This is a genomic window from Bacteroidia bacterium (assembly GCA_016218155.1).
GTDB lineage: Bacteria > Bacteroidota > Bacteroidia > Bacteroidales > GWA2-32-17 > GWA2-32-17.
Map to the genome: position 1 here is coordinate 1 of JACREQ010000005.1, position 21458 is coordinate 21458.

Annotated in this window: 19 protein-coding genes; 8 read left to right on the forward strand and 11 right to left on the reverse strand. The window is 30.5% G+C overall.

Going from position 1 to position 21458, the window contains the following annotated elements:
• Together HY951_00415 and HY951_00420 are read right to left on the reverse strand one after the other, a co-directional pair.
• The coding region (locus HY951_00415) for an MFS transporter (GenBank protein ID MBI5538495.1) at nt 1-1160 on the reverse strand (1160 nt) is incomplete at its 3' end.
• Nucleotides 1161-1205: 45 nt separating this feature from the next.
• Nucleotides 1206-4145 (reverse strand): thiol protease/hemagglutinin PrtT, encoded by a 2940-nt coding sequence (locus tag HY951_00420; GenBank protein MBI5538496.1) that lies wholly within the window; start codon nt 4143-4145, stop codon nt 1206-1208.
• A gap of 125 nt (nt 4146-4270) precedes the next feature.
• Here HY951_00420 and HY951_00425 point away from each other — a divergent pair, with 125 nt between their 5' ends.
• Nucleotides 4271-5593, forward strand: coding sequence for a DEAD/DEAH box helicase (locus tag HY951_00425; protein MBI5538497.1), 1323 nt, complete (start codon nt 4271-4273; stop codon nt 5591-5593).
• A 23-nt stretch (nt 5594-5616) separates the two neighbouring features.
• Here HY951_00425 and HY951_00430 read toward each other — a convergent pair whose 3' ends face one another.
• The 8 genes from HY951_00430 to HY951_00465 form a co-directional block, all read right to left on the reverse strand.
• A complete protein-coding gene (locus tag HY951_00430) occupies nt 5617-7095 on the reverse strand; it encodes an acyl-CoA/acyl-ACP dehydrogenase (GenBank protein MBI5538498.1) in 1479 nt (492 codons plus the stop codon).
• 146 nt (nt 7096-7241) lie between these two features.
• The gene (locus tag HY951_00435) at nt 7242-7544 is read right to left on the reverse strand and encodes a hypothetical protein (GenBank protein ID MBI5538499.1); all 303 of its coding nucleotides are present in this window, start codon (nt 7542-7544) and stop codon (nt 7242-7244) included.
• Complete coding sequence (locus HY951_00440; protein MBI5538500.1) at nt 7534-8331, reverse strand: hypothetical protein; 798 nt, start codon at nt 8329-8331, stop codon at nt 7534-7536. The genes HY951_00435 and HY951_00440 overlap by 11 nt, the downstream gene beginning before the upstream one ends.
• An 80-nt stretch (nt 8332-8411) precedes the next feature.
• A complete protein-coding gene (locus tag HY951_00445; protein ID MBI5538501.1) occupies nt 8412-8999 on the reverse strand; it encodes a helix-turn-helix transcriptional regulator in 588 nt (195 codons plus the stop codon).
• Nucleotides 8989-9708: a hemerythrin domain-containing protein gene (locus HY951_00450; protein ID MBI5538502.1), complete on the reverse strand. Its 720-nt coding sequence runs from the start codon at nt 9706-9708 to the stop codon at nt 8989-8991. Before HY951_00450 ends, HY951_00445 begins: the two co-directional genes overlap by 11 nt.
• Before the next feature lies 1 nt (nt 9709).
• Nucleotides 9710-10675, reverse strand: a complete 966-nt coding sequence (locus tag HY951_00455; protein MBI5538503.1) for a hydroxyacid dehydrogenase — start codon at nt 10673-10675, stop codon at nt 9710-9712.
• Between the two features lie 17 nt (nt 10676-10692).
• The gene (locus HY951_00460) at nt 10693-11241 is read right to left on the reverse strand and encodes a ferredoxin (protein ID MBI5538504.1); all 549 of its coding nucleotides are present in this window, start codon (nt 11239-11241) and stop codon (nt 10693-10695) included.
• A gap of 46 nt (nt 11242-11287) precedes the next feature.
• Nucleotides 11288-12160 carry an FKBP-type peptidyl-prolyl cis-trans isomerase gene (locus tag HY951_00465; protein ID MBI5538505.1) on the reverse strand — a complete coding sequence of 291 codons (873 nt, stop codon included), beginning with the start codon at nt 12158-12160 and terminating at the stop codon, nt 11288-11290.
• A gap of 216 nt (nt 12161-12376) precedes the next feature.
• Between HY951_00465 and HY951_00470 the strand changes: the two genes are divergently transcribed.
• Nucleotides 12377-13309, forward strand: coding sequence for a hypothetical protein (locus HY951_00470; GenBank protein MBI5538506.1), 933 nt, complete (start codon nt 12377-12379; stop codon nt 13307-13309).
• Nucleotides 13310-13320: 11 nt separating this feature from the next.
• Here the strand turns inward: HY951_00470 and HY951_00475 are convergent, their stop codons facing one another.
• On the reverse strand, nt 13321-14289 hold the full coding sequence (locus tag HY951_00475) for a transglycosylase SLT domain-containing protein (GenBank protein ID MBI5538507.1): 969 nt from the start codon (nt 14287-14289) through the stop codon (nt 13321-13323).
• Nucleotides 14290-14680: 391 nt separating this feature from the next.
• Here HY951_00475 and HY951_00480 point away from each other — a divergent pair, with 391 nt between their 5' ends.
• The 6 genes from HY951_00480 to HY951_00505 all read left to right on the forward strand — a co-directional run bounded on the left by HY951_00480 (nt 14681) and on the right by HY951_00505 (nt 21456).
• Nucleotides 14681-15370 (forward strand): hypothetical protein, encoded by a 690-nt coding sequence (locus HY951_00480; GenBank protein MBI5538508.1) that lies wholly within the window; start codon nt 14681-14683, stop codon nt 15368-15370.
• A 40-nt stretch (nt 15371-15410) separates the two neighbouring features.
• Nucleotides 15411-16277 carry a 4Fe-4S dicluster domain-containing protein gene (locus HY951_00485; protein MBI5538509.1) on the forward strand — a complete coding sequence of 289 codons (867 nt, stop codon included), beginning with the start codon at nt 15411-15413 and terminating at the stop codon, nt 16275-16277.
• Nucleotides 16270-17499 (forward strand): polysulfide reductase NrfD, encoded by a 1230-nt coding sequence (nrfD, locus tag HY951_00490; GenBank protein ID MBI5538510.1) that lies wholly within the window; start codon nt 16270-16272, stop codon nt 17497-17499. The genes HY951_00485 and nrfD overlap by 8 nt, the downstream gene beginning before the upstream one ends.
• A 27-nt stretch (nt 17500-17526) precedes the next feature.
• Nucleotides 17527-18282: a glycine cleavage system protein H gene (locus tag HY951_00495; GenBank protein ID MBI5538511.1), complete on the forward strand. Its 756-nt coding sequence runs from the start codon at nt 17527-17529 to the stop codon at nt 18280-18282.
• Between the two features lie 167 nt (nt 18283-18449).
• Nucleotides 18450-20120: a HAMP domain-containing protein gene (locus HY951_00500; GenBank protein ID MBI5538512.1), complete on the forward strand. Its 1671-nt coding sequence runs from the start codon at nt 18450-18452 to the stop codon at nt 20118-20120.
• A complete protein-coding gene (locus HY951_00505) occupies nt 20113-21456 on the forward strand; it encodes a sigma-54-dependent Fis family transcriptional regulator (GenBank protein MBI5538513.1) in 1344 nt (447 codons plus the stop codon). Before HY951_00500 ends, HY951_00505 begins: the two co-directional genes overlap by 8 nt.
• Nucleotides 21457-21458 lie beyond the last annotated feature (2 nt).

The following is a 21458-nucleotide window of genomic DNA, read 5'->3' on the forward strand; positions in this document are numbered from 1 at the left end:
AATTTTCTTTCAACTGAACTCATTGCCATATTTGTATTTGGAGATGAAAATAAGCCAAAGCCAACTCCAAGTATTGCAAGAGCAGAAATTATAAAAGTCTGGGAAGTGTCCTTTTCTAAAAAAACAAGCATTAATAATCCAAATACACTTAATGCCATTCCTGAAGAAGCTAACCAACGAGGATTAATTTTATCTGATAATTTACCCGAATATATTGCAACAAGTGCCATTAGTATTGGTTGGGTAATTAGAATTAAACCTGCTTCTTTTGGCGTTAAATGTTTTGCATATTGTAAATATAAACTTAAAACAAAACTTACTGCAAATGTTGCTGCATAGTTTATTAATGCTGATAAATTAGAGCTTGCAAAGATTTTGTTTTTAAAAAATAATTTCATGTTTAAAACCGGAAATGGATTTTTTAATTCTATAAAAACAAATACAATAATTCCAATTATTCCTGCAATAGTGAAGAAAATTGCAGAAGTTGTAGGAAGTTTGGAAAACCCATACATTAATGATGTCATTGATGGCATATAGATTAGTGTTCCAAGCCAATCAAACTTTTCATTTTTTGCTTCGACCCATTCTGATTTTATTTTAAATATTATAACAAAAGTTATAATTAATGAAGCTATTGCATTTATGTAAAACAAGCTACTCCAGCCTAATGTTTCTGTAAGAATACCTCCAATTATTGGAGCAGCAGATAATCCAACATATACTGCAGAAACATTTAATCCGATTACTTTACCTCTTTCTTGTGGAGGAAATGCAGAGATAACAATTGCCATGCTTGTACTGAACATCATTGCGCTGCCTATTCCCTGCAATAATCTGGATATTATTAAAAAGGAACCTGAAAATGATAAAGCACACATAAATGTAGCAATAGTAAAAAAGATGTTTCCATATAAAAACATTTTTTTTCGCCCCCACATATCGCCAATTTTTCCAAGTGGGACTAAAAACACTGCCGATGCCAGTAAAAAAGCCATAGTTACCCAGCTCATTGCTACGGCATTTAATGCGAAATCTTCGCTTATTTTTGGTAAAGCAACATTTACAGCGGCACCCATAAGTGGATTTAAAAAATTTGACACCATGGTAACTGCCATCAAAACCACTCTGTTAACCTCATTATTTTTTTGTAAATTCATCTCAGGAAATCAACTTAAATAAGTTTACTAATGTATAGTAAACATTTAATCTTTAATTATTTTTTTTACAATTACGCCATTATTTGAGGTGATTTTAAGGATATAAATTCCTTTGTTGAGATAATTTGTTAAGATTGTTACTTTTTTACTAATTGAACTTAGTTGTTGAATTATTTTCCCACTAAGGTCTGAAATTTCATAATTGATTTTCTCATTAGTTGTACTTGAGTTTTCTATTCTAAGTTCATTTTTAAATGGATTCGGGAAAATAGTATATTCTGAACTATTAGATTCTTTAATATCTGTTATCATAACATCAATTAAAATATCATCAACGTATAAGTTAAACATTACTGCTTCGCTATAGCAGTCCCAGCCTAGATAGTATAATCCGTCTGAAGGAACTGTAAATATTCTCTCTGCATATTGGTAGTTTGTGTTTATAATGTTAGGAAAATCGAGTAGTAAAGTATTTAATGAACTTGTATCCTGACCACTTCCTAAAAACACTTTTAGTTTCTCTGGCCATTGAGAAGCCTCAGCTTTATACCAAAAACTAACTTTATAAATTTGAGATGCAGACAAACTTATACATGATGAAACAAACCAGTCATTTGCAGGTAGCCATGAGCTGTAATCATAACGGATACAGTAAGGTTGAGTTCTTCCTCCTGTATTAATAATATTCCATTTATATGCATCGTTATTGTTATTAAGTATTTTCCAACCGCTAAAATCGTCAGAAGGTTCAAATCCCATTGTATAAACAGGAGTTATACTTGTATGGTTGGTGATATTTATATTAATTGTATCGTTATTAAAAATTGTATCATTTAATAATGAAGTAAATATTTTAACATTATGTAGTCCGTTTCCGGATAAGTCGATAGTGTTAGTGAACGTATAGTTAATTGTTCCACCAACTGGAATTGGGGTTGTTATGATTTCAGTAACCGGAGTTCCTCCGTTAAGTGAAAAACTAATAGGAATATTATTAAGTATAGTAGAACAATAGTTTTTTATTAAGATCTCAATGTTTTCTTGTTGTAAGTTACAGCTTTCGTTTTGTAAAGATGTTGAAACTAATCCAACATTTATTGCACTTTGTTCAGATATGTTAATGTCATCTATCGCAAGATTGTACATGTCTGCATCACTGTTGCAGAACCATCCGATATAGTAGCTGCCTGACAAAGGAATTGTAAAGAAAATTTCTTTTTTAATATATTCTGTGTTAATTATGTTTGAGTCATTTGTTAATAAAGTTGTCATGCTTGCAACATTTTGCTGATTACCGATAAATATTTTTAACTTTTGAGGCCAGTATGTTGCTGTTCCTTTATAGTAGTATGATAACTTATACATTTTGTTACTTTCAAGCTCCATACATTTTGAAATAATCCAGTCATTTGCTTGTGATGTGCCACCATTATAATAAGCACAAGTTGGTAGGATGTTTCCGCCAACACCGTAATTCCATTTATTCCCATCGTTGTTAATGTCATTAATCAGCCATCCGTTTAAATTCTCGGTAGGTTCAAATCCTGTTGAATAAGGAGGTGTAGTGCATGCAACATTTTCAATTAATGTAGTAATAGTATCATTATTATTATAACTATCACAAGCAAGGGATGAATAAATTTTCACATTGTAAAAATGTCCTGGATTTTGACTAAAGTCAAATGGTTGAATAAACTCATAAACCGTATCAGACAATGCAGCTAAAGGAGTATTTATAATTTCAGTAACAGGAGAATTGCCATCAATAGAATAGGAAATTGGTATGTTGTTAAGAGGTAAACTGTCATAATTTGATATTTTTACTTTTATTCTGGAAGGTGTTAGGAAAGTTGATGATACAGGTGAAATGTAATTTCTTAATGCAACATCACACGAAACAATGGGCATTATTTTAATAACAGCTTCGTTAGCAGTGTTGTAAATCATATTTCCCATTTCGTAATAACCTTCATATCCTGCACCTTGTCCCCATATAAAATGAAAAAAATTATTACTGTCATAACCGTCACATACAAATGCATGTCCAACAGGTAGTGTTGGTATACGTCCCTGATATAATATTGGTCTGCCTGAATTAAGCTCAGATTTTAACAACTCAATCCAACTTGAATCTGTATAATTAAGTTTATATACGAACTCAATATTGTTAGAATATTTAAAATATGTAGGTAATGCAGTTTTTGAAAAATATAAATTTGATCCAGACGTAGTAGAAGCGTAATCCATATCAACAGAAACACCGCAATGGTACATAAGTGTAGCAACAGCTGGATTTATTGCAGTTACATTATCAGGCATAGAAGCCCAGTTATATGTTGTTGTACCAAAATTTGCAGTTTGATTACCATACCAGAATGAAGTATAGGAATGAGTGCCAGTACCTTTTATTGGATAATTCCAGAATTTCATTACCATTGCCATTGCAGTTGCCACACATCCTGTTACAGAGTGGTCGCAGGGACCTAAGGTATCAGCCGGACAAAGTTCATTGTAAAAACAACCCTGATCCCATGTAGTTGTACAAAGGGGTGTTACAATATATTTGGATTCTTTGCAGTTTCCTGATAAAATATTATTCCATGAAGCAAAATTTATAGAATTTTGTTTTTTCTGAGTAGTAACATCATATATGTATGCTGAGTATTGTCCTATCCATTCTTTAACCTGTGGTGGAATATTGTTTTTATCGAACCAACCGGTAACAGAATATGCAAGAATAGGTTTTACATTATCATCAGCTGAAACAATTACAAAACCATTTGGTAAAAATGAAAACACATAAAATGTGGTCACATTGTTAATTTTTTCAGCATATACATCATTAATGTTACATGTATTGTTCTTTGTCTGAGCCTTGAAAAATGTCTGTGCAACTTTATTTGCTTTTTCCTCAGTAACATGTATAGCCTTTGAGTAGAAACCAAATAGTACAATTGCTAATGTAGTTAATAAATATTTTTTCATTTTTGAATGAAGTTTATAGTTTTGATAACCAAAGATAAAACATATTAATCAAATATAAGATATTTTTTAAATGCGTACATTTGCGTAATGCGAATTATTTGCATGCAATAAATTACATTAAATTAATGACAGCTTTTCAATCAGCATTAGAAAAAATATTTAAGAACCTTAAAATAACAGCTCTTAATGAAATGCAAAAAAGTGCTTTGCAGGCTATCGAAAGCGAAGCAAATGTTGTAATGTTAGCACCAACCGGTTCAGGTAAAACGTTGGGATTTCTTTTGCCAATATTTAAACTACTTGATAATTCAAAAACTGGTATTCAGGCTTTAATTTTATCCCCTTCTCGCGAACTTTCTTTGCAGATTGAACAGGTGTTTAAGTCGATGACTACTGGGTTTAAGGTTAATTGTTGTTACGGAGGGCATGATATTCAGGTAGAAAAAAATAATCTGAGTGAACCACCTGCTGTGTTAATTGGTACTCCCGGACGAATTTCTGATCATATAAGAAATGGAAGAATTAATACATCAGATATTAAAATTTTAGTTCTTGATGAATATGATAAATGCCTTGAATTTGGTTTTAAGGATGATATGTCTTTTATATTTTCTAAAACAAATAGTTTGTCAAAACGAATTTTAACATCTGCAACAAAGGCATTAGAAGTACAGGAATTTATCGGGTTTGAAAATCCTGTAACATTAGACTTTTTGTTGACTGAAACTCCAGATAATTTAAAAGTAAAAGTAGTGCCTACAACTGTTGAGGAAAGGCTTAATACATTGTTTAAACTTGTGTGTAAAGTTGGAAATAAATCGACTCTGATTTTTTGTAATCAAAGGCAAACAGTTGATGAAATAAGCAGCTTGCTTTGGGAGAAAAAATTGCCAAATAATGTTTTTCATGGTGGTTTAGATCAGAATTTACGTGAACGAACACTAATCAAATTCAGAAATGGAAGCTATAGAATATTAGTAACAACTGATCTTGCTTCACGTGGTTTGGATATTCCGGAAATAGAAAGTATTATCCATTTTAATATTCCTGCTACAGAAAGTATTTTTACTCATAGAAATGGACGTACAGCGAGAATGCATGCGTCCGGAACAACATATCTGATAATAAGTACTAAAGAAACATTACCTGCATTTATTAAAGAAGTTCCTGAGACCGAAAAATTACCTGATATAGCATTGCTACCTGATAAAACTTTATGGGTAACATTATACATAGGAGCAGGTAAAAAAGAAAAAATTTCTAAGATGGATGTTGTTGGTTTACTTATGCAAAAAGGTAAATTACAAAAAGATGATATTGGATTAATAGATGTTTTAGATCATGCTACTTATGTAGCTGTTAACAGAGTTAAATTTAATAAGTTGTTATTACTTATCAAGAATGAGCCTATAAAAAAACAAAGAGTAAAGATAGAAGAAGCAAAGTAGTTGTATTAGCTGTTATTTTTATTTTACTTGTACCATGAACTATTTTGCTGGTAATCTTCTATTACATTTGTAAATTCCATTTGTTTAAAATTACCCATTAAACCAGATATTTCTGTATGTAACATTGAAATTGTATTAGTAATAAGATCTTGCCTGAAATCAGTATTACCAAGTTCAATTACAATTTCAACTGCTACAATGCGACTGATTATTTTACCTAATTCAATTTGTTTTCGTTGTGGTAACTGTAAGTTAACTTCAAAGTTTATAAGGTCTTTTATGTAATTTGATGCCTGTTTAGTGAATCTGAAATTATTGAAAAATTTATAAAAATTTGTTATACTTGTTTGTTTCATTTGCTTTAAAACGCCTTCAGATATTTGTGCATATAAAATATCATTCGAACCTTCAAAAATTTGGAATGGTCTGCTATCAATTATACCTCGACCACCAATATGACTATAACGGTATGCTTTTGCACCAACTAATTGTACCAGAGATTGAGCAGCATCCTGCATCATGTCAGTAGCAATTGTTTTAAATGAATTGGCTTCAATTCCACAAGTAGAAAGATCATTTTCTAAACCAGCATTTTTACTACTGTATGCACACATAGAAGAACAAATTGTAAAATATGACTGTAGCTTAGCAAGTCGGTATTGTACCTGATCGTAATTAAACAAACTTTTTCCACCAATTGAACGTTGTTTGCAATGATTTATCGCTTCATCCATCATTCGTTGAATAAATCCTAATCCCATTGCAGGAAATTGAAGTCGACTTCTGTGTAGGGTGTCAAGTAAAATATTAATTCCTGTAGTTTTTGGTTCAAGCCTTTGATTGTGTGGTATTTTTACATCAATGCGATTTCTTCCATATGGGATATGATGTAAGCCAAGATTATCAAAGTATTCCTCAACTATAATTTCCTGGTTCGGGCTATTTCTATCACAAATAAAAAAATCAATATCACGTTTTAATTGTCCGTTTTCTGTTTGTTCACGTGCCGAAAGTAGCCAATAGTCTGCAAAACCTGTTAGTCCTGCCCAATGTTTGGTTCCCTGTAAATGAAAATAATTCTCATTTTTTGTGAAAAAAGTTCTCATATTTAATGCATCGCTTCCAAAATCAGGTTCAGTAATCATTAATCCTCCCATTTTCCTTTCATGTAAAAATCCATTAAAAACAGATTTTTTTACTTCATGATTAGCAAATTTTGATACAGGTTGCAGAAATAATGCGGAATTAATACCAAGTGTAAGTGAAAATGCAAGCGATTCATAAGCTGCTGCTGAAGTCATTATTAGGTTTTCGTCTATCCGACCACCTCGACCTCCAAATTCTTTCGGAATTATTACAGATAGTGGATTTAAACTCATAATCTCACTTAATACAGTTGGTGGGATTCCGCGTTTTGAAATTAAATAGTCTGTATTTGCTAATTCACTATATACCTTATGCAATGTTGACTTAAAGTTATCAATAAAGATAGGAAAGGGAATTGATGATAGATTCTCTTCGTTTTTTTTCAAGTTGGAAATTTATAAGTTAAATTTAAGTACTCTAATGCAAAAATAATAAATAAAAATTGAATTATTTCTTATTCTTATGATAGAATACAACTTAACAAATGTTAAAAAATAAAAAATTATTTTTTACTCTTTATTATTAGGTACTTTGTTATAATATTTTTTTGTTTTTCATCAATTTTAGCTTGTTGTTGCATATTATTCATTATAGACTGCCATTCACTATTGGTGTAATTTGTTGGGAGATATAAATTATGGCAATTACTGCAATTATTTATATATAATTTCCTGCCAACTAATAATGTATCAAGTGAGGTGTTTGCCAACTGTGCATCTGTTTCATTAGGAGTGTATAAGCTAGAAGTACAATTGGATAATGTAAGGCAAATAATGATTGCGGATATAAATAATTTAAAATACATAAGAGAAAATTAATCGTGTTTGCATTAATTCATTTTTTAGTAATTCTTTTGAGCCTGTTTTTAGATTTGTTATTTGAGGCATATATGTTAAGTTTATCCAGAATCCTTCTATGTTATAAGATAGGCATGGTCCGGCTGAGAAAATAGCATATTTTATTTCATTTTCTTCGATTCTGTTTTTATTAAATAATTCGAAACCAATGGAAAGATTTTTATTAAGTTTATAAGCAAATCCATAAATTAATTCTAAATTAATTTCATGTTCTTTTTCAATATTAATTAAGCTATCATTTGTTATAAAATCATTAACAATTGCATATTCACCAACAATATTAAAGGCTTGAGTGGTTTTTCCGATTTGTTTATCAATTAAAATTTTACCTTCAAAAGCAGTTTCTTCTGTTCCAAGTGTATATTCTAAATATAATGCAGAACCAATTGGATTAACAACAGGATCTGTTAATTTTAATTTCCATTCATTAGCAAAGCTATAACTGTTTTCAGAATTTAAATACTCATTATTATTGTCGGTTTTTATACTTGATAAATATCCATAATTCAAATAAAATGCTGTCTGTAATTTTGAACCAAGCCCAACTTCAAATTCAAATTTATGATTAAAAGCACGGTAAAAGTTTTCTCTAACATTTTTCATTGTTGTCCATACTTCTAATTCTTTTTGTCCTTTATTTAGCACATTAGTTTGATATGTATATGTAAATAAACGGTCTTGTGCATGAATTGTTAAAGCACTTAAAAACAGGCTTAGAAAGAGTATTTTTTTCATCGTTTTAATTTTTTTTATTAATACGATACAAAATTACACTCCTAAAACCCTGTGTACAATCCCATAAAATTGGGATTTTTCTATTTAAGATTATCTGTATTTATATCTTGTATGGCTATAATTTGTTTAATTACTGCATACATTGTTAGTCCGGAAATTGTTTTAATTCCAGTCTTTTCAGAGATGTTTTTTCTGTGAGAAATTGCAGTATGACTACTAATTATTAATTTATTTGCAATTTCTTTTATTGTATAGCCGTATGCAATTAATTTTAATACTTCAATTTCTCTGGTTGTTAGTTCATGTAAACCTGTACTTTGGCTATGGTCGTTAAAAGAACTGATTAATGCTTTAATCTTATATTCTATAATTGAAGAACTGTCATTTATATTTATATTGTTGTCGTTGTTGCTGCTAACATTGAGAAATAAATATTTAATATTTGCTGAATTAGAAAAATGTTTTTCAATAATACTTATATTTTCATCATATAAACTTTGTGGTAGTATAATTAAAATATCTCCCAATAAATGGGGATAGTCAAAAAAGTCCTCGGTGTTTCTAATTAAAATCGGTTCAATTCCTAAATTGTTAACGATACTGTTCAATCCTTTTAGGATAATGTCAGATTTAAAAAACAACAGTATGTTAATATTGTTATTCAACATGGTCTGTTGTTGATTGATTATAAAACTGATTTACTCTTGGATATAAGATTCTGTCTTCTATTCTGGAATGATCTTTTAAGTCTTTCTCAAATTTAAAGATTGCAATTGCAAATGCATTACAATTAAAAGTGTCTTCAATAGGTGGTAAATATTTAATTAAAATGTTTTTTAAGTCAATTATTTTATCATCTAACTGAGAATGAATATTGATAAAATTAAATTCTGATAATTTGGCTTTGTTAGTATTTGCATTTTTATCATTTTTACTTAATTCTATTATCATTGGGAATATGTTTTTTTCTTCGTATTCGATATGATTATTAAATTCAGTTTTAAAATTAGTATACATTTTTTCTAAAAGTAAAAAGAGTTCCTTGTGAACGTTGTTAGTTGTGTTCAGTAAATTAAATAATCTATCAATTTCAGGTAATATATGCATTCTGTAAAATTTATGAGTCTCGATTAAATATGATATTAAATCGATTATCTTAAAGTTTGCAAATTTTTGTTCCGGAAAATAATTGTCATTATGATAAACGTTTAATATTGCAAGGAAAAAATTTTCATCGATATTATTGTTTATACATGCTTGTTTTACATTAATATCGCCAAAGCCAAGTTTAATTCCAAAGCGATTTAATACTGAAAGTAAATTACTGTCGTGCTCAACTATGTCAATTATCTTATTGTTTTCGTTGAATATGCTCATGTTATTTATCTGATATAATTTTATTTGTTATAGAAAAGTCAATAATTTTATTAGCAAGAATTTCTGCCAGTTTAATTTTTGATTCATGTGTCCATCCTGCTGTGTGTGGTGTTATTATAACTTTTGGATTATTAATTAAATAATAAAATGTTGCAGGCATATTATTTAAATCCATTTTGTCAAATGACGATTCTTCGTATTCTATAACATCTAGCCCTGCACCTAGAACTTTTCCATTGTCAATTGCATTTAAGAGACTTTCTGTTTCAACTACAGGACCTCGTGATGTATTTATTAAATAAATGTTCTTTTTAAATTTATTAAAAAATTTATTGTTAGCCATATATTTTGTTTCTTCGGTTAAGGGAACATGTATGCTAACAATGTCTGAAAGTTCGAAAATTTCTTCGAGCCCTACTTCTTTTGTGTAACCATCTGTGTAATTTGTTTTGTATTTATCGTATGAAATAACATTTGGTTCAAATCCGGAAAGTTTCTTGGCAAAAGCACTTCCCATATTGCCATATCCAATAATGCCAATTGTTTTATCTTTAATCTCAGTTCCTCTGTTTTCTTCGCGAAGCCATTTGCCCTCTTTTATTTCTACATTTGATTTATTGATATTTGTTAGCAATGAAAGTAATAATCCTGTGGCTTGTTCTCCAACAGCATCACGACTCCCCTCAGGCGAGTTAATGCATTCAATATTTTTAGATTTTGCAAAATCCGTGTCAATACTTTCAAGTCCTGCACCAACTCTTCCAATAAATTTTAAGTTTGTTGCTTTTGAAAGAATTTCTTTATCAAGTTTTATTCTGCTTCTTATAACAATGCCCACATAATTGTTAATGATTTTTGAAATTTCAGAATAATTAGAAGTCAGTTGATGGTCGCAGATATAACCAAAACTTTCCAGTTTTTTAACCAGTATAGGATGTGTAGTATCTAAAAAAAGTATTTTGTTCATTTGAGTAGTTTTAAATCCTATATTTTTACAGGCGGTCTGTCGAAAAATGGATTTTTTGCAGTTGCTGAAAGTGGAATACCAAAAGCCACTTTTATTCCTTTTCCAAGAAACTCAAGCTTAATAGCGGCCTGACCAAGACTGAACATAACTCTGTTGTCGATATGGTGATTAGCAGCTACAGAAACAGCTGAGCCAATGGCAATGCCCAAATCGTTTGTGTTAAAAACGCATGGAGTATCTTCATGTTTTTTCTTTGCCGAACAATCTTTAAAGCCGCACATACCGCAATTTTTAACTCCCTGTGTTTTAATGTGAGTTCCAATTAACAGAACAGCCTGAGCTTCTTTCAAATTTCCTGCATCGCGAATAAAAAATTCCATTTTATTCTTTTTTCCCATTTCATTTGTTTTTTCTGCTAATTCTTTAATTGAATCGCCTGTAATAATTGCTATTTCGAGATTGTCAGTTCCTCTTGCTTTTGGAGCAGTTCTGGCAGCTACAGCCATTAGCTCGGCAACTCTTAAAATAACTTTTGTGTTTAATTCTTGTTCAGTTTTTATAGACATATAATGTTTTAAAATAATTGATAAAGTTAATATGATTTTATGAATCTTATTTTACCTCTAATAATTCTACATCGAAAACCACTGATGTATAAGCAGGAATTGCACCTGAAGATGATCCGTTTTCACCAAATGCCATTTTTGAAGGCATTACAAATAATGCGTGATCGCCTTGTTTCATTCTTCCAATTGCTTCCTCAAGTCCTTTTATAACCTGCATTTCTGTTCCAAAAACAAATTGAAAAGGTTCATTTCTTCTTTTAGTACTATCGAAGATTTTACCATTTAAAAACCTTCCTTCGTAATTTACGGTAACAGTATCGCGTAATTCAACTTTCTTTCCTGTTCCTTTAGCGATGTCAATCCTGTAAATTCCATTTTCAGATGGGTTTACATTTATTTGTTCCTCTTCGATAAAGTGTTTAAGTGCAAGTTGTTCATATTCTCCAAGATCAGAAACCCAGCTTAAAAATTCCTCTTTTTCTTTTTGATATTGTTTAGCTGTTTTTACAGAAATTACTTTAATGTTTACTTTCATGTAACTTGAAGGAGGTAAAAATTTTGGTAGGGGTGCTGATAAAGTTTTATTAAAAAAGTTATCTGCATTAATATAAAAAGAAGCACTGTCAGATTCTGCAAGCATTGCAAAACATTCATTTATTTCTCCTGCAAAAGATGATGGTTTGAATTTTATACTTCTAACTGCATCAAAAAACAAAGAATCGTTTCCAGTATAATATAAAATGTGCATTGTTATATAGTCTCCGTTTTTTGGTTTCTTTAATTTTTCGCCAATTTGAAGTAATTTAAAATAAATGCCACTTTCTGTTTTCTTGTAACCATTTACTTCAGTGTTGGTTTTGCAAGAAAGCAGACTGAATATTAGAACTAAATATAATAATATGTTATTTCTATAATTCATTTGTTGTATCTTTCATTACAAAGTTACTCATTTTTGATTTATAAAAATTGCATAATCAAATTACTAATGGATTGCTAGTTATTAGTTTAATATATAAGTGAAATATTTTATCGAGATACAATGAAAAAGGTATGGTTTATGTTTTAAAAAATCAAAAAACAGATTTAATCAATCATGTTTATAAGAATTTATAAAATCACTTAATAAAAAAATAAAATGAAAACTTTAAAAATTCTTTTATTAATTAGTCTGGTAATTTCAACAAATTTATTGTTCGCACAGCAGGAGTATTCTTTAAAAACTGCTGATAGTACAGGTTTGCCAGGTGATTATTTTAGTTTACAAGGAGCGTTAGAACTATTTAAAGAGTCAAAATCACTTGAAGAGTTCGAGAAAAAAATTAATGCCGAGAATAATTCAGTAAATAACCTTGATCTTAATGGTGATGGAAATGTTGATTATGTAAGAGTAGTTGACAATACAAAAGATAATTCACATGCAATTGTATTGCAGGTTCCAATTAGTAATACTGAGTCACAGGATATTGCTGTAATTGAGATCGAAAAAAATGGCAACGAATCGGCAATACTACAGATTATTGGCGATAATGAAATTTATGGTGAAAATATAATTTTAGAGCCGTTTGCTGAAAAAGATGATGTAAAGGGCAAAACTGGTCCAGCAAATTACAATAGTATGCCTGTTTTAACTGTTGTTAATATTTGGTTTTGGCCATGTGTTCAGTTTGTTTACTCTCCTGCATATATAGTATGGGTTTCGCCATGGAGTTGGAATTATTATCCTAAATATTGGAAACCTTGGACGCCTCATTCATGGCGTTGGCATTATCAACATTGTAATCATTATAATGCTTATTATCATCATGTAAAAATGCACAGAGTTGTTGTTGCACATAAGATATATACACCTCATAGAAAGACTTCAGTAATTGTAAATAATAGATACAAAAAAAATCATGAAAACTATAAAGGGCATAGAGGTAGTGTGAATAATAAAACAGGTAACAATGTAAACAAGACAAATAGAGTAAGATCAAGCAGTGTGAAAGGTCAAAAACCTACGCGAGCCTCTAATGGTGGAAGAAATTCAGGTAAAAATGGTAGTGGAGGAAATGCAAAAAGAAAATAATCTTTTAATCTTTATTGTATAGATTCGGCCTCGTTTTTAATAAGACTATGAAATTCGCGCAGAGCAGCTAATAGTACCTGTGAGTAATTTTGTGAGGCATTTCTGAATGAACCTGATTCGGTATTCCATACAGTGTAAATAAGTGGAAGACCTCCTTCTTTAGGTTTAATCATATAAAGTACATTTTGAACATTGCCACCACCGGCATGATATACATGCATTACTAATAATCTAAACCAAAGATCATTTTCAATATAAGATATTTTTAAGCTATCCAATATGTTTTTAACAGTAGGAATACATACTTTGCTTATAAACATTGATGCTGCGTAGGCAGAACGTTTAACATCTTTACGTTCATCAATAGTTTTGTTTATTGTTAATCCGTATTTTCTGGCCACATATTTCATTAATTGGAACGGACCATATGCTCCGGCGTTTGATTTCTGTAATTTATTAGGACTTTCTATTAATAATATTGATTGTGCATACCATGGATCGACATTGTTATCAATAAAAACAGGTATGCTCTGATCAATATTAGGAATTACAGTTTTAAAGGAATAAAAATATTTTTTACCTGTTGTGAAAAATAACCTTGTGGAGTCAGATAACCCATATGCCTTTCTTAAGCTATCTCTATAGCTGTTTTTTTGGTCGTCATTTAAATTTGAGTAGTAAGCTACAGAATTTATGTCAATAATTTGACGCGTTTTTGCTACAGACATAAATCCAGAGTCGCCTGATAAATGCATAAGCTTTGCCCAGAAATTAGGTTGAGGAATAGTATCCCAGAAATCGGCATACATTAATGAATCAACAAATGCTTTACGATAAGTAGAATCCCCTCGGTAAAGAATTTTGCAAACATTTGATCTTATTTTAATGGTTGAGTCTTTATCAGAAAAAAATGAGTTTTGAGAAAAACTTATTTCTGACAAGCTTAATAAAATAATTATGATGATTGTATAAAATTTCATTTTTATTAGCAAAAATCAAAAGTAAAACGATAAAATCGTTATTTCAGATATATGAAAACTAATTATACACAAAATAATGTTTAATAAAATTCCTGAATTTATATTATAAATAACTACTAACTTAAATGTAATATATTCAGTAGTATATGTAATTTGATTTTATTCATTGTTTAAAAACACAACATATGTTGAATAATTAAACATAGCATATAATATGCATATAATCAAGTTTGTATGGAATATTTAATTAAAAAGTGTATATATATTATACAATTATTGTGTTTAATTTTCGCACATAATATTTGTAATATCAAGATATTTAGTATTATACATCGATTGGTATTGTAATTGAAATAGCTCTATTTCAAAACAAAATAATAAAAAAGAAATCATGGTAATATTAATTTTCGTAGCATTTATAGTGATGTGTATCGCAGTAGATGCAGTTGTAAGATACAACAGAAAAAAAAAATCCAGATTGCCTGCTGAACTTTTAAATGTAAGTCGTTTATTCAGTGAGGTATCGATATCTGTTCCTAAAGGATTGTATTTTGATAAGACACACACCTGGGCTTTTATGGAAGCAGATGGTAAAGTAAAAATTGGAGTAGATGATTTTATTCCACATTTAACAGGGAATTTGAGCAAAGTTAAGCTAAAAAATGTTGGAGATAAAGTAATGAAGGGTGAGCCATTAATTACACTAATAAGATATGGAAAACAAATAACACTAAATTCACCGATTTCAGGGACTGTAAAGTCTCAGAACAATTTACTTAAAGAAGATTGTTCACTTATAAAATCGTCTCCATATAATAATGGTTGGATTTATCAGATTGAACCATCAAACTGGTTAAGGGATATGCAGTTTCTTGTAATGTCCGACAAGTATAGGGAATGGTTAAAATACGAATTTGCAAGGTTTAAAGATTTCTTATCTACTGTTGGAACTAAGAATAATCCTGAATTTGTTCCTATTGTTTTACAGGATGGTGGGGAGCTTAAAGAAGATATTCTTGCCGATTTTGAGCCAGAGGTATGGGAAGAATTTCAGACGAAATTTATTAATACTTCAAAATAATATACAGTTGATTTTTTATTAATTATTAATAATTAAAAAAATGGGTATAAACAGAAGAGATTTTTTTAAAACAGCAGGAATAGCCGGACTTACTTTGTTAGCATCAGATGTTTTAAGTGCCGAAAAAGATAAAGTAAGTGATGTTGAATTTAAAGGGATACTTTATGATTCAACAAAATGTGTCGGTTGTCAGACTTGCGAAACAATGTGCGCTGAAACTCATCATTTACCTGCTCCTGTTGGTGAATTAAAACCAGGTGTTAATAGAAAAACAGATGAGCAGCATCGAACTGTTGTAAATTGTTACAAAACCTCAAAAGGAGAGGTTTATGTTAAAACACAATGCATGCATTGTAATGAACCTTCTTGTGTTGCAGCATGTTTAACAAAGGCAATGAGTAAAAGTAAGGAAGGTCCGGTAACTTGGAATGGCGATAAATGTATGGGATGTCGTTATTGTATGGTCTCTTGTCCGTTTGATGTTCCTAAATTTGAATATAATAGTTCAAATCCAAAAATTGAAAAATGTACAATGTGTTTTGAGAAAATAGAAAAAGGTGGTCTGCCTGTTTGTGCAGAGAATTGCCCTGCCGAAGCTATAAAATTTGGAACACGTCGGGAATTACTTACAGAAGCAAGAAAAAGAATAGTTGAAAATCCTGAAACTTACATAAACGAAATTTATGGAGAGCATACTGCAGGTGGCACATCATTTATGTATTTATCATCTGTTCCTTTTAATGAAATCGGGTTAAATACAAATCTTCAGGATAAGTCATATCCTGAATTGTCAAAGGGATTCTTATTTTCTGTTCCTTCTGTATTTGTATTGTTACCACCACTTCTATTAGGTATTTATGAAGCTACTAAAAAGAATAAACTAAATAACAATATAGAAAATGAATAATCAGGATTTGTCTATACCAAAAGATAATATGGGTAAGTCAACTTTTAAGTTTATTTTAAGTGAACTTAAGCCAAAAGGAAAATGGCTAACTCCTTTTAATATAATTTCAATTCCGGTAATTATTGCAGGTGCAGTATTAATAGTAATTCGTTTTATGCATGGTATCGGTTCTGTAACAAATCTTACACAAGAAGTGCCGTGGGGATTGTGGATTGGCTTTGATGTAGTTACTGGGGTTGCTTTTGCAGGTGGTGCATATGTTCTAACTTTTATGGTTTATATTTTAAATATGCATAAATACCATTCTATTGTCAGGGTAACTGTTTTAAATGGTTTTCTTGCTTATGTTTTTTATGCGGGTGCTTTGTTGCTCGATTTAGGTCGACCATGGCATGTTGTTAATCCGATAATAGGAAATAGTTTTGGTACAAGTTCAGTATTGTTTCTTGTCGCATGGCATTTTCTTTTATATATGATTGCTCAGTTAATAGAGTTTTCTCCTGCTGTTGCTGAATGGCTTGGGGCAAAACGTGCAAGGAAAATACTTTCAGGCATGACAATAGCTGCAGTAATATTTGGTATAACATTATCCACATTGCATCAATCCGGATTGGGTGCATTATATTTAATGGCAAAAGATAAGATTCATCCACTTTGGTATTCTGAGTTTATTCCAATACTGTTTTTTGTCTCAAGTATTTTTGCAGGACTGTCAATGGTGATATTTGAAGGATCAATAAGCCATAAAGTGTTTTTTAAACAAATCAGTGAAAAAAATCATCAGGCACAAAACGGGATAATTCTTGGTCTAGCTAAAATATGTGCCGGGGCAATGTTTGCATATTTCTTTATGCAGTTACTTGTTTTTATTCATGGAAAGCATTGGGATTTATTAGCAACACCAATGGGATATTGGTTTATGGTTGAGATGTTGGGATTTGTACTTTTTCCAATGTTGCTATTTGTTTATAGTTACAAAAAGAGAAGTGTTTTTACTGTTAAGTTAGCATCAATTTTAACAATGCTAGGTGTTATAATAAATAGACTTGATGTAACTGTTATCGGTTTTCGCTGGGATGCTGCAATAAGATATATCCCAACATGGATGGAATTAGTTGTAACACTGGCAGTGATTTTTACGGAAATATGGATATTCAGGTGGGTTATTAACAGAATGCCAGTTTTAAGAGATTCGCCTGTGTGGGTAAATGATCAAAAATAGTTTAATAATAAAGTAAAATTTAAAAAGATGAACGATTTTAATTATTCAAATATATTTGAAACCAAGGGAATCGAATATATTGCAATTATTACATTTTTCCTGATATTAATTCCATTCTGGATTATTTTGAATAAACAAAAATCAATTTCGAAAAAAATAAAAAAGGTTTTGGGAATATTGTCATTTGATATTCTTAAAATACCACAGGGTGTTTTTCATAACAATAATCATACATGGGCTTTTCTCGAAAAGAATGGAGATGCATCTGTAGGATTAGATGATTTTTTATTACATACAACGGGTGAGGTTAAATTAAGAACCCTTAAAATACCTGGTGAAACAATAAACAAAGGCGATTTGATTACTGAAATAATAAAAGGTGATAAATTGTTAAGCGTTGCCTCACCTATTTCGGGAGTAGTAATAAAAACCAATGTTCAACTTATTGAAAGTCCTGAATTGTTAAATCAGGATCCTTATGGAAAAGGATGGATATTTAAAATTAAGCCTTCCAAATGGAAAGAAGAAAGCAGATATTTTTATTTATCTGACGAAGCATCACGTTGGTCAAAAATGGAAATTCAGCGGTTTAAAGATTTTTTGGCACAAATTGGACAGAAATATTCGGATGAACCTTCGTTAGCTATATTACAGGACGGAGGAGAGCTTATTGATAATACTCTTTCAGAATTACCAGATGTCGTTTGGCAGGATTTTCAGAAAAGCTTCTTAAATGAAAATAAATTTAATAACAATGATCCTGTGTATTGTGTTTTAAGTTAATGTGCTATGTTATGTAGTATTGATAGATAAAGTAAAATTAATCCACAAAAAGTCTACTGTTACTTATACTTTTTATTAGCTTTTGTAATGTGTTGTATAATAGTAGAATATTTCAACATATTTAGTGATATTTTGTTTAAATTAGCCTTTAGTAAAACATTAACATAATGGCTTTAAAATTCAAACATTTCTTCGAAAGTCCATTACTTAAAAAATATTTAAGGCTAAGATCGTCAATTTATGGTAGTGTAATATACATTATTACTGTATTATCTATATTTCTTTTTGTTTCATTTGGAATAATTTTCAGATCCGTCAACGAGGAATATATGAAAAGTTTGATTCATCAAAGAGGTGCTAATGCTGCATTGCTTGTAAGAAGTGCATTATACCATTCCATGCTCGAGAATAACAGAAATGCTTTACAAAGTAATCTTGATATTATCAACAGAATGTCGGGAATAGATGAAGTGAATTTATATGATAGTAAGGAGAATCTTGCTTATTCATCTTTTACTGCAAATATGGTTGGGCATAGCAATCCAAATTGTCTAGATTGTCATCAAAGTATAAAGTCTGTGTTGCCAGAAAAGGATAATTACTATAAAGTAATTGAAATTAAAAGCGAATGTGAGATGAATCAAAATGATAATAATCACAGGCATTTACTTATTAATTCTCCGATTCTTAACGAAAAGTCATGTTATACAAGTTCCTGTCATGCTCATAAACAAAATGAAAAAGTTTTAGGTTCACTTGTAATTAAAATTCCTTTAGAAGATCTTGATAACACTTTGGAAAAGTCATCAAAAGATTTTTATTTATTAGCAACATTAACTACAATATTACTTCTTATATTTCTTATTTTCTTTACAAGAAAAAGGATAAAAAAACCACTAAATGCGTTGATTAAAGCCAGTGACGCAGTTTCGAAAGGTGATAGAAATACACGATTGGAAATTAATCCAAGTCAGCTTGATGATATGAGGATGGTGTCGGTAGCATTTAATGATATGCTTGATAGTTTGCAGGAAGCTAATAACGAATTGCAAAACTGGTCACAACAATTGGAATATAAAGTTAGAATGAAATCTGAAGAGTTGGGTCAGGCTCAAAATGAATTAATAAATGTAGAAAAGATTGCTTCACTGGGTAAGTTATCACTCTCTGTTGCTCATGAAATTAATAATCCGCTATCAGGTATTCTTATTTATACAAAATTAGTTCAAAAGCAATTATTAAATCAGGAATTTGAATCCGGAAAAAAGGAATCTGTTTTGAAACATCTGAAAATGATAGAAACTGAAACTAAACGTTGTGGGGATATTGTTAAAGGATTATTAGATTTTTCAAGAAAAGATCAGGATTTCTTTGAGGATAAAAGCTTGCATCAATTATTACAGGATACATATGATTTGATGAGTCATTCTATGAAAATTGCAAAGATTGGTTTTTTTATTGATTTCTCTGCAACAACAGATACTGTTTATTGTAGTCCAAATCAAATAAAGCAAGCATGTATAGCAGTTCTGGTAAATGCTTCTGAGGCAGTTTCAGAAAATGGTGAGATAGTAATTAGAACTCGCAATTCTGATAAAGATATTATTACTGTTGATTTTATAGATAACGGTTCGGGTATTTCAGCAGAAGATATACCACATATTTTTGATCCGTTCTTTTCTTCAAAACATAATGCAAGGGGCACAGGTTTAGGTCTGGCAATAGTGCATGGAATAGTTCAAAGTCATGAAGGTAAGATATCGGTAAAATCGGAACTGGGCAAGGGAACTACAATTTCGATAACATTTCCTCTAAAAAATCCTGAGAAAAATGAATAAGAAAATTTCAATTTTGATTGTTGACGATGAAGAATCTGTAAGAGAGTCTCTTTATGATTGGTTCATTGAAGATGGTTATCGTGTTGAATGTGCAGAAAATGCAAAAACTGCCTTGTCAAAGCTTGAATCACAAAACTTTGATATTATACTGGCAGATATTAAAATGCCGGGTATGGATGGGCTTGAGATGCTCAGAAGAATAAAGTTGTTAAAAAAGGATTCAATAGTAATTGTTATAACAGCCTTTGCAACTGTAGATACCGCAGTGCAAGCGCTTAAGGATGGTGCTTTTGATTATGTTACGAAACCTTTCGATCCTGATGATTTATCGCATCTTATACGTAATGCTGCTAAGCAAATATCACTTGCACAGGAGAATGAAACACTTAAAGAAAGAGTCGTAAGTCTCGAAAATGTTGACGATTTAGTTGGAATTAGTGAAGCTATGAAAAAGGTTCTTCGTGAAGTTGAAAGTGTTGCTCAATCTAATTCTTCAGTTATTATTACAGGAGAAAGCGGAACGGGAAAAGAGTTAATTGCAAAAGCAATTCATTCAAATTCTTCAAGAAAATATTTCCCGCTGGTAAGTGTTCATTGTGGTGCTCTAACTGAAAGTCTTTTAGAAAGTGAGTTGTTTGGACACGAAAAAGGAGCCTTTACTGGTGCTATGTACAATAGAAAAGGTCGTTTTGAAATGGCTGATAGTGGTACAATATTTCTTGATGAAATTGCAACAATTTCGTCTAAAATGCAGGTTGAATTGTTACGGGTATTAGAAAGTAAAACATTTATGCGTGTGGGAGGGAATAAAGAAATTTCCTCTGATTTCAGAGTACTATGTGCTACAAATAGAAATTTAAAACAAATGGTAGAGGAGGGAACTTTTCGTGAAGATTTGTATTATCGATTGAACGTTGTTAATATTCATGTTCCGCCTTTAAGAGACAGAGCAGGTGATATCCCGATTTTAACTGAATATTTTATTAAAAAATATTGTGTTTCTATGAATAAGCCTGTAATTCCAATTGATAGTTCTGCATTAAAACGTTTAGAAGAATTTGATTTTCCGGGAAATATTCGTGAGCTCGAAAATATGATAGAGAGAGCAATTGTAATTGGTAATGGAAAAAAAATTACATTAAAAGATTTGCCAATTGAAAAAAATATTTTAAATATATCTGCTGAGAGTCTTGATGAACAAGAGAAAGGTCATATTGCTCAGATTCTAATTAAATACGATTGGAATATTTCGCGTTCTGCTAAAGCATTACAGGTTGATAGAGTAACATTATACAATAAAATTAAAAAATATAACTTAAAATCTTTTAATAAGTAAAA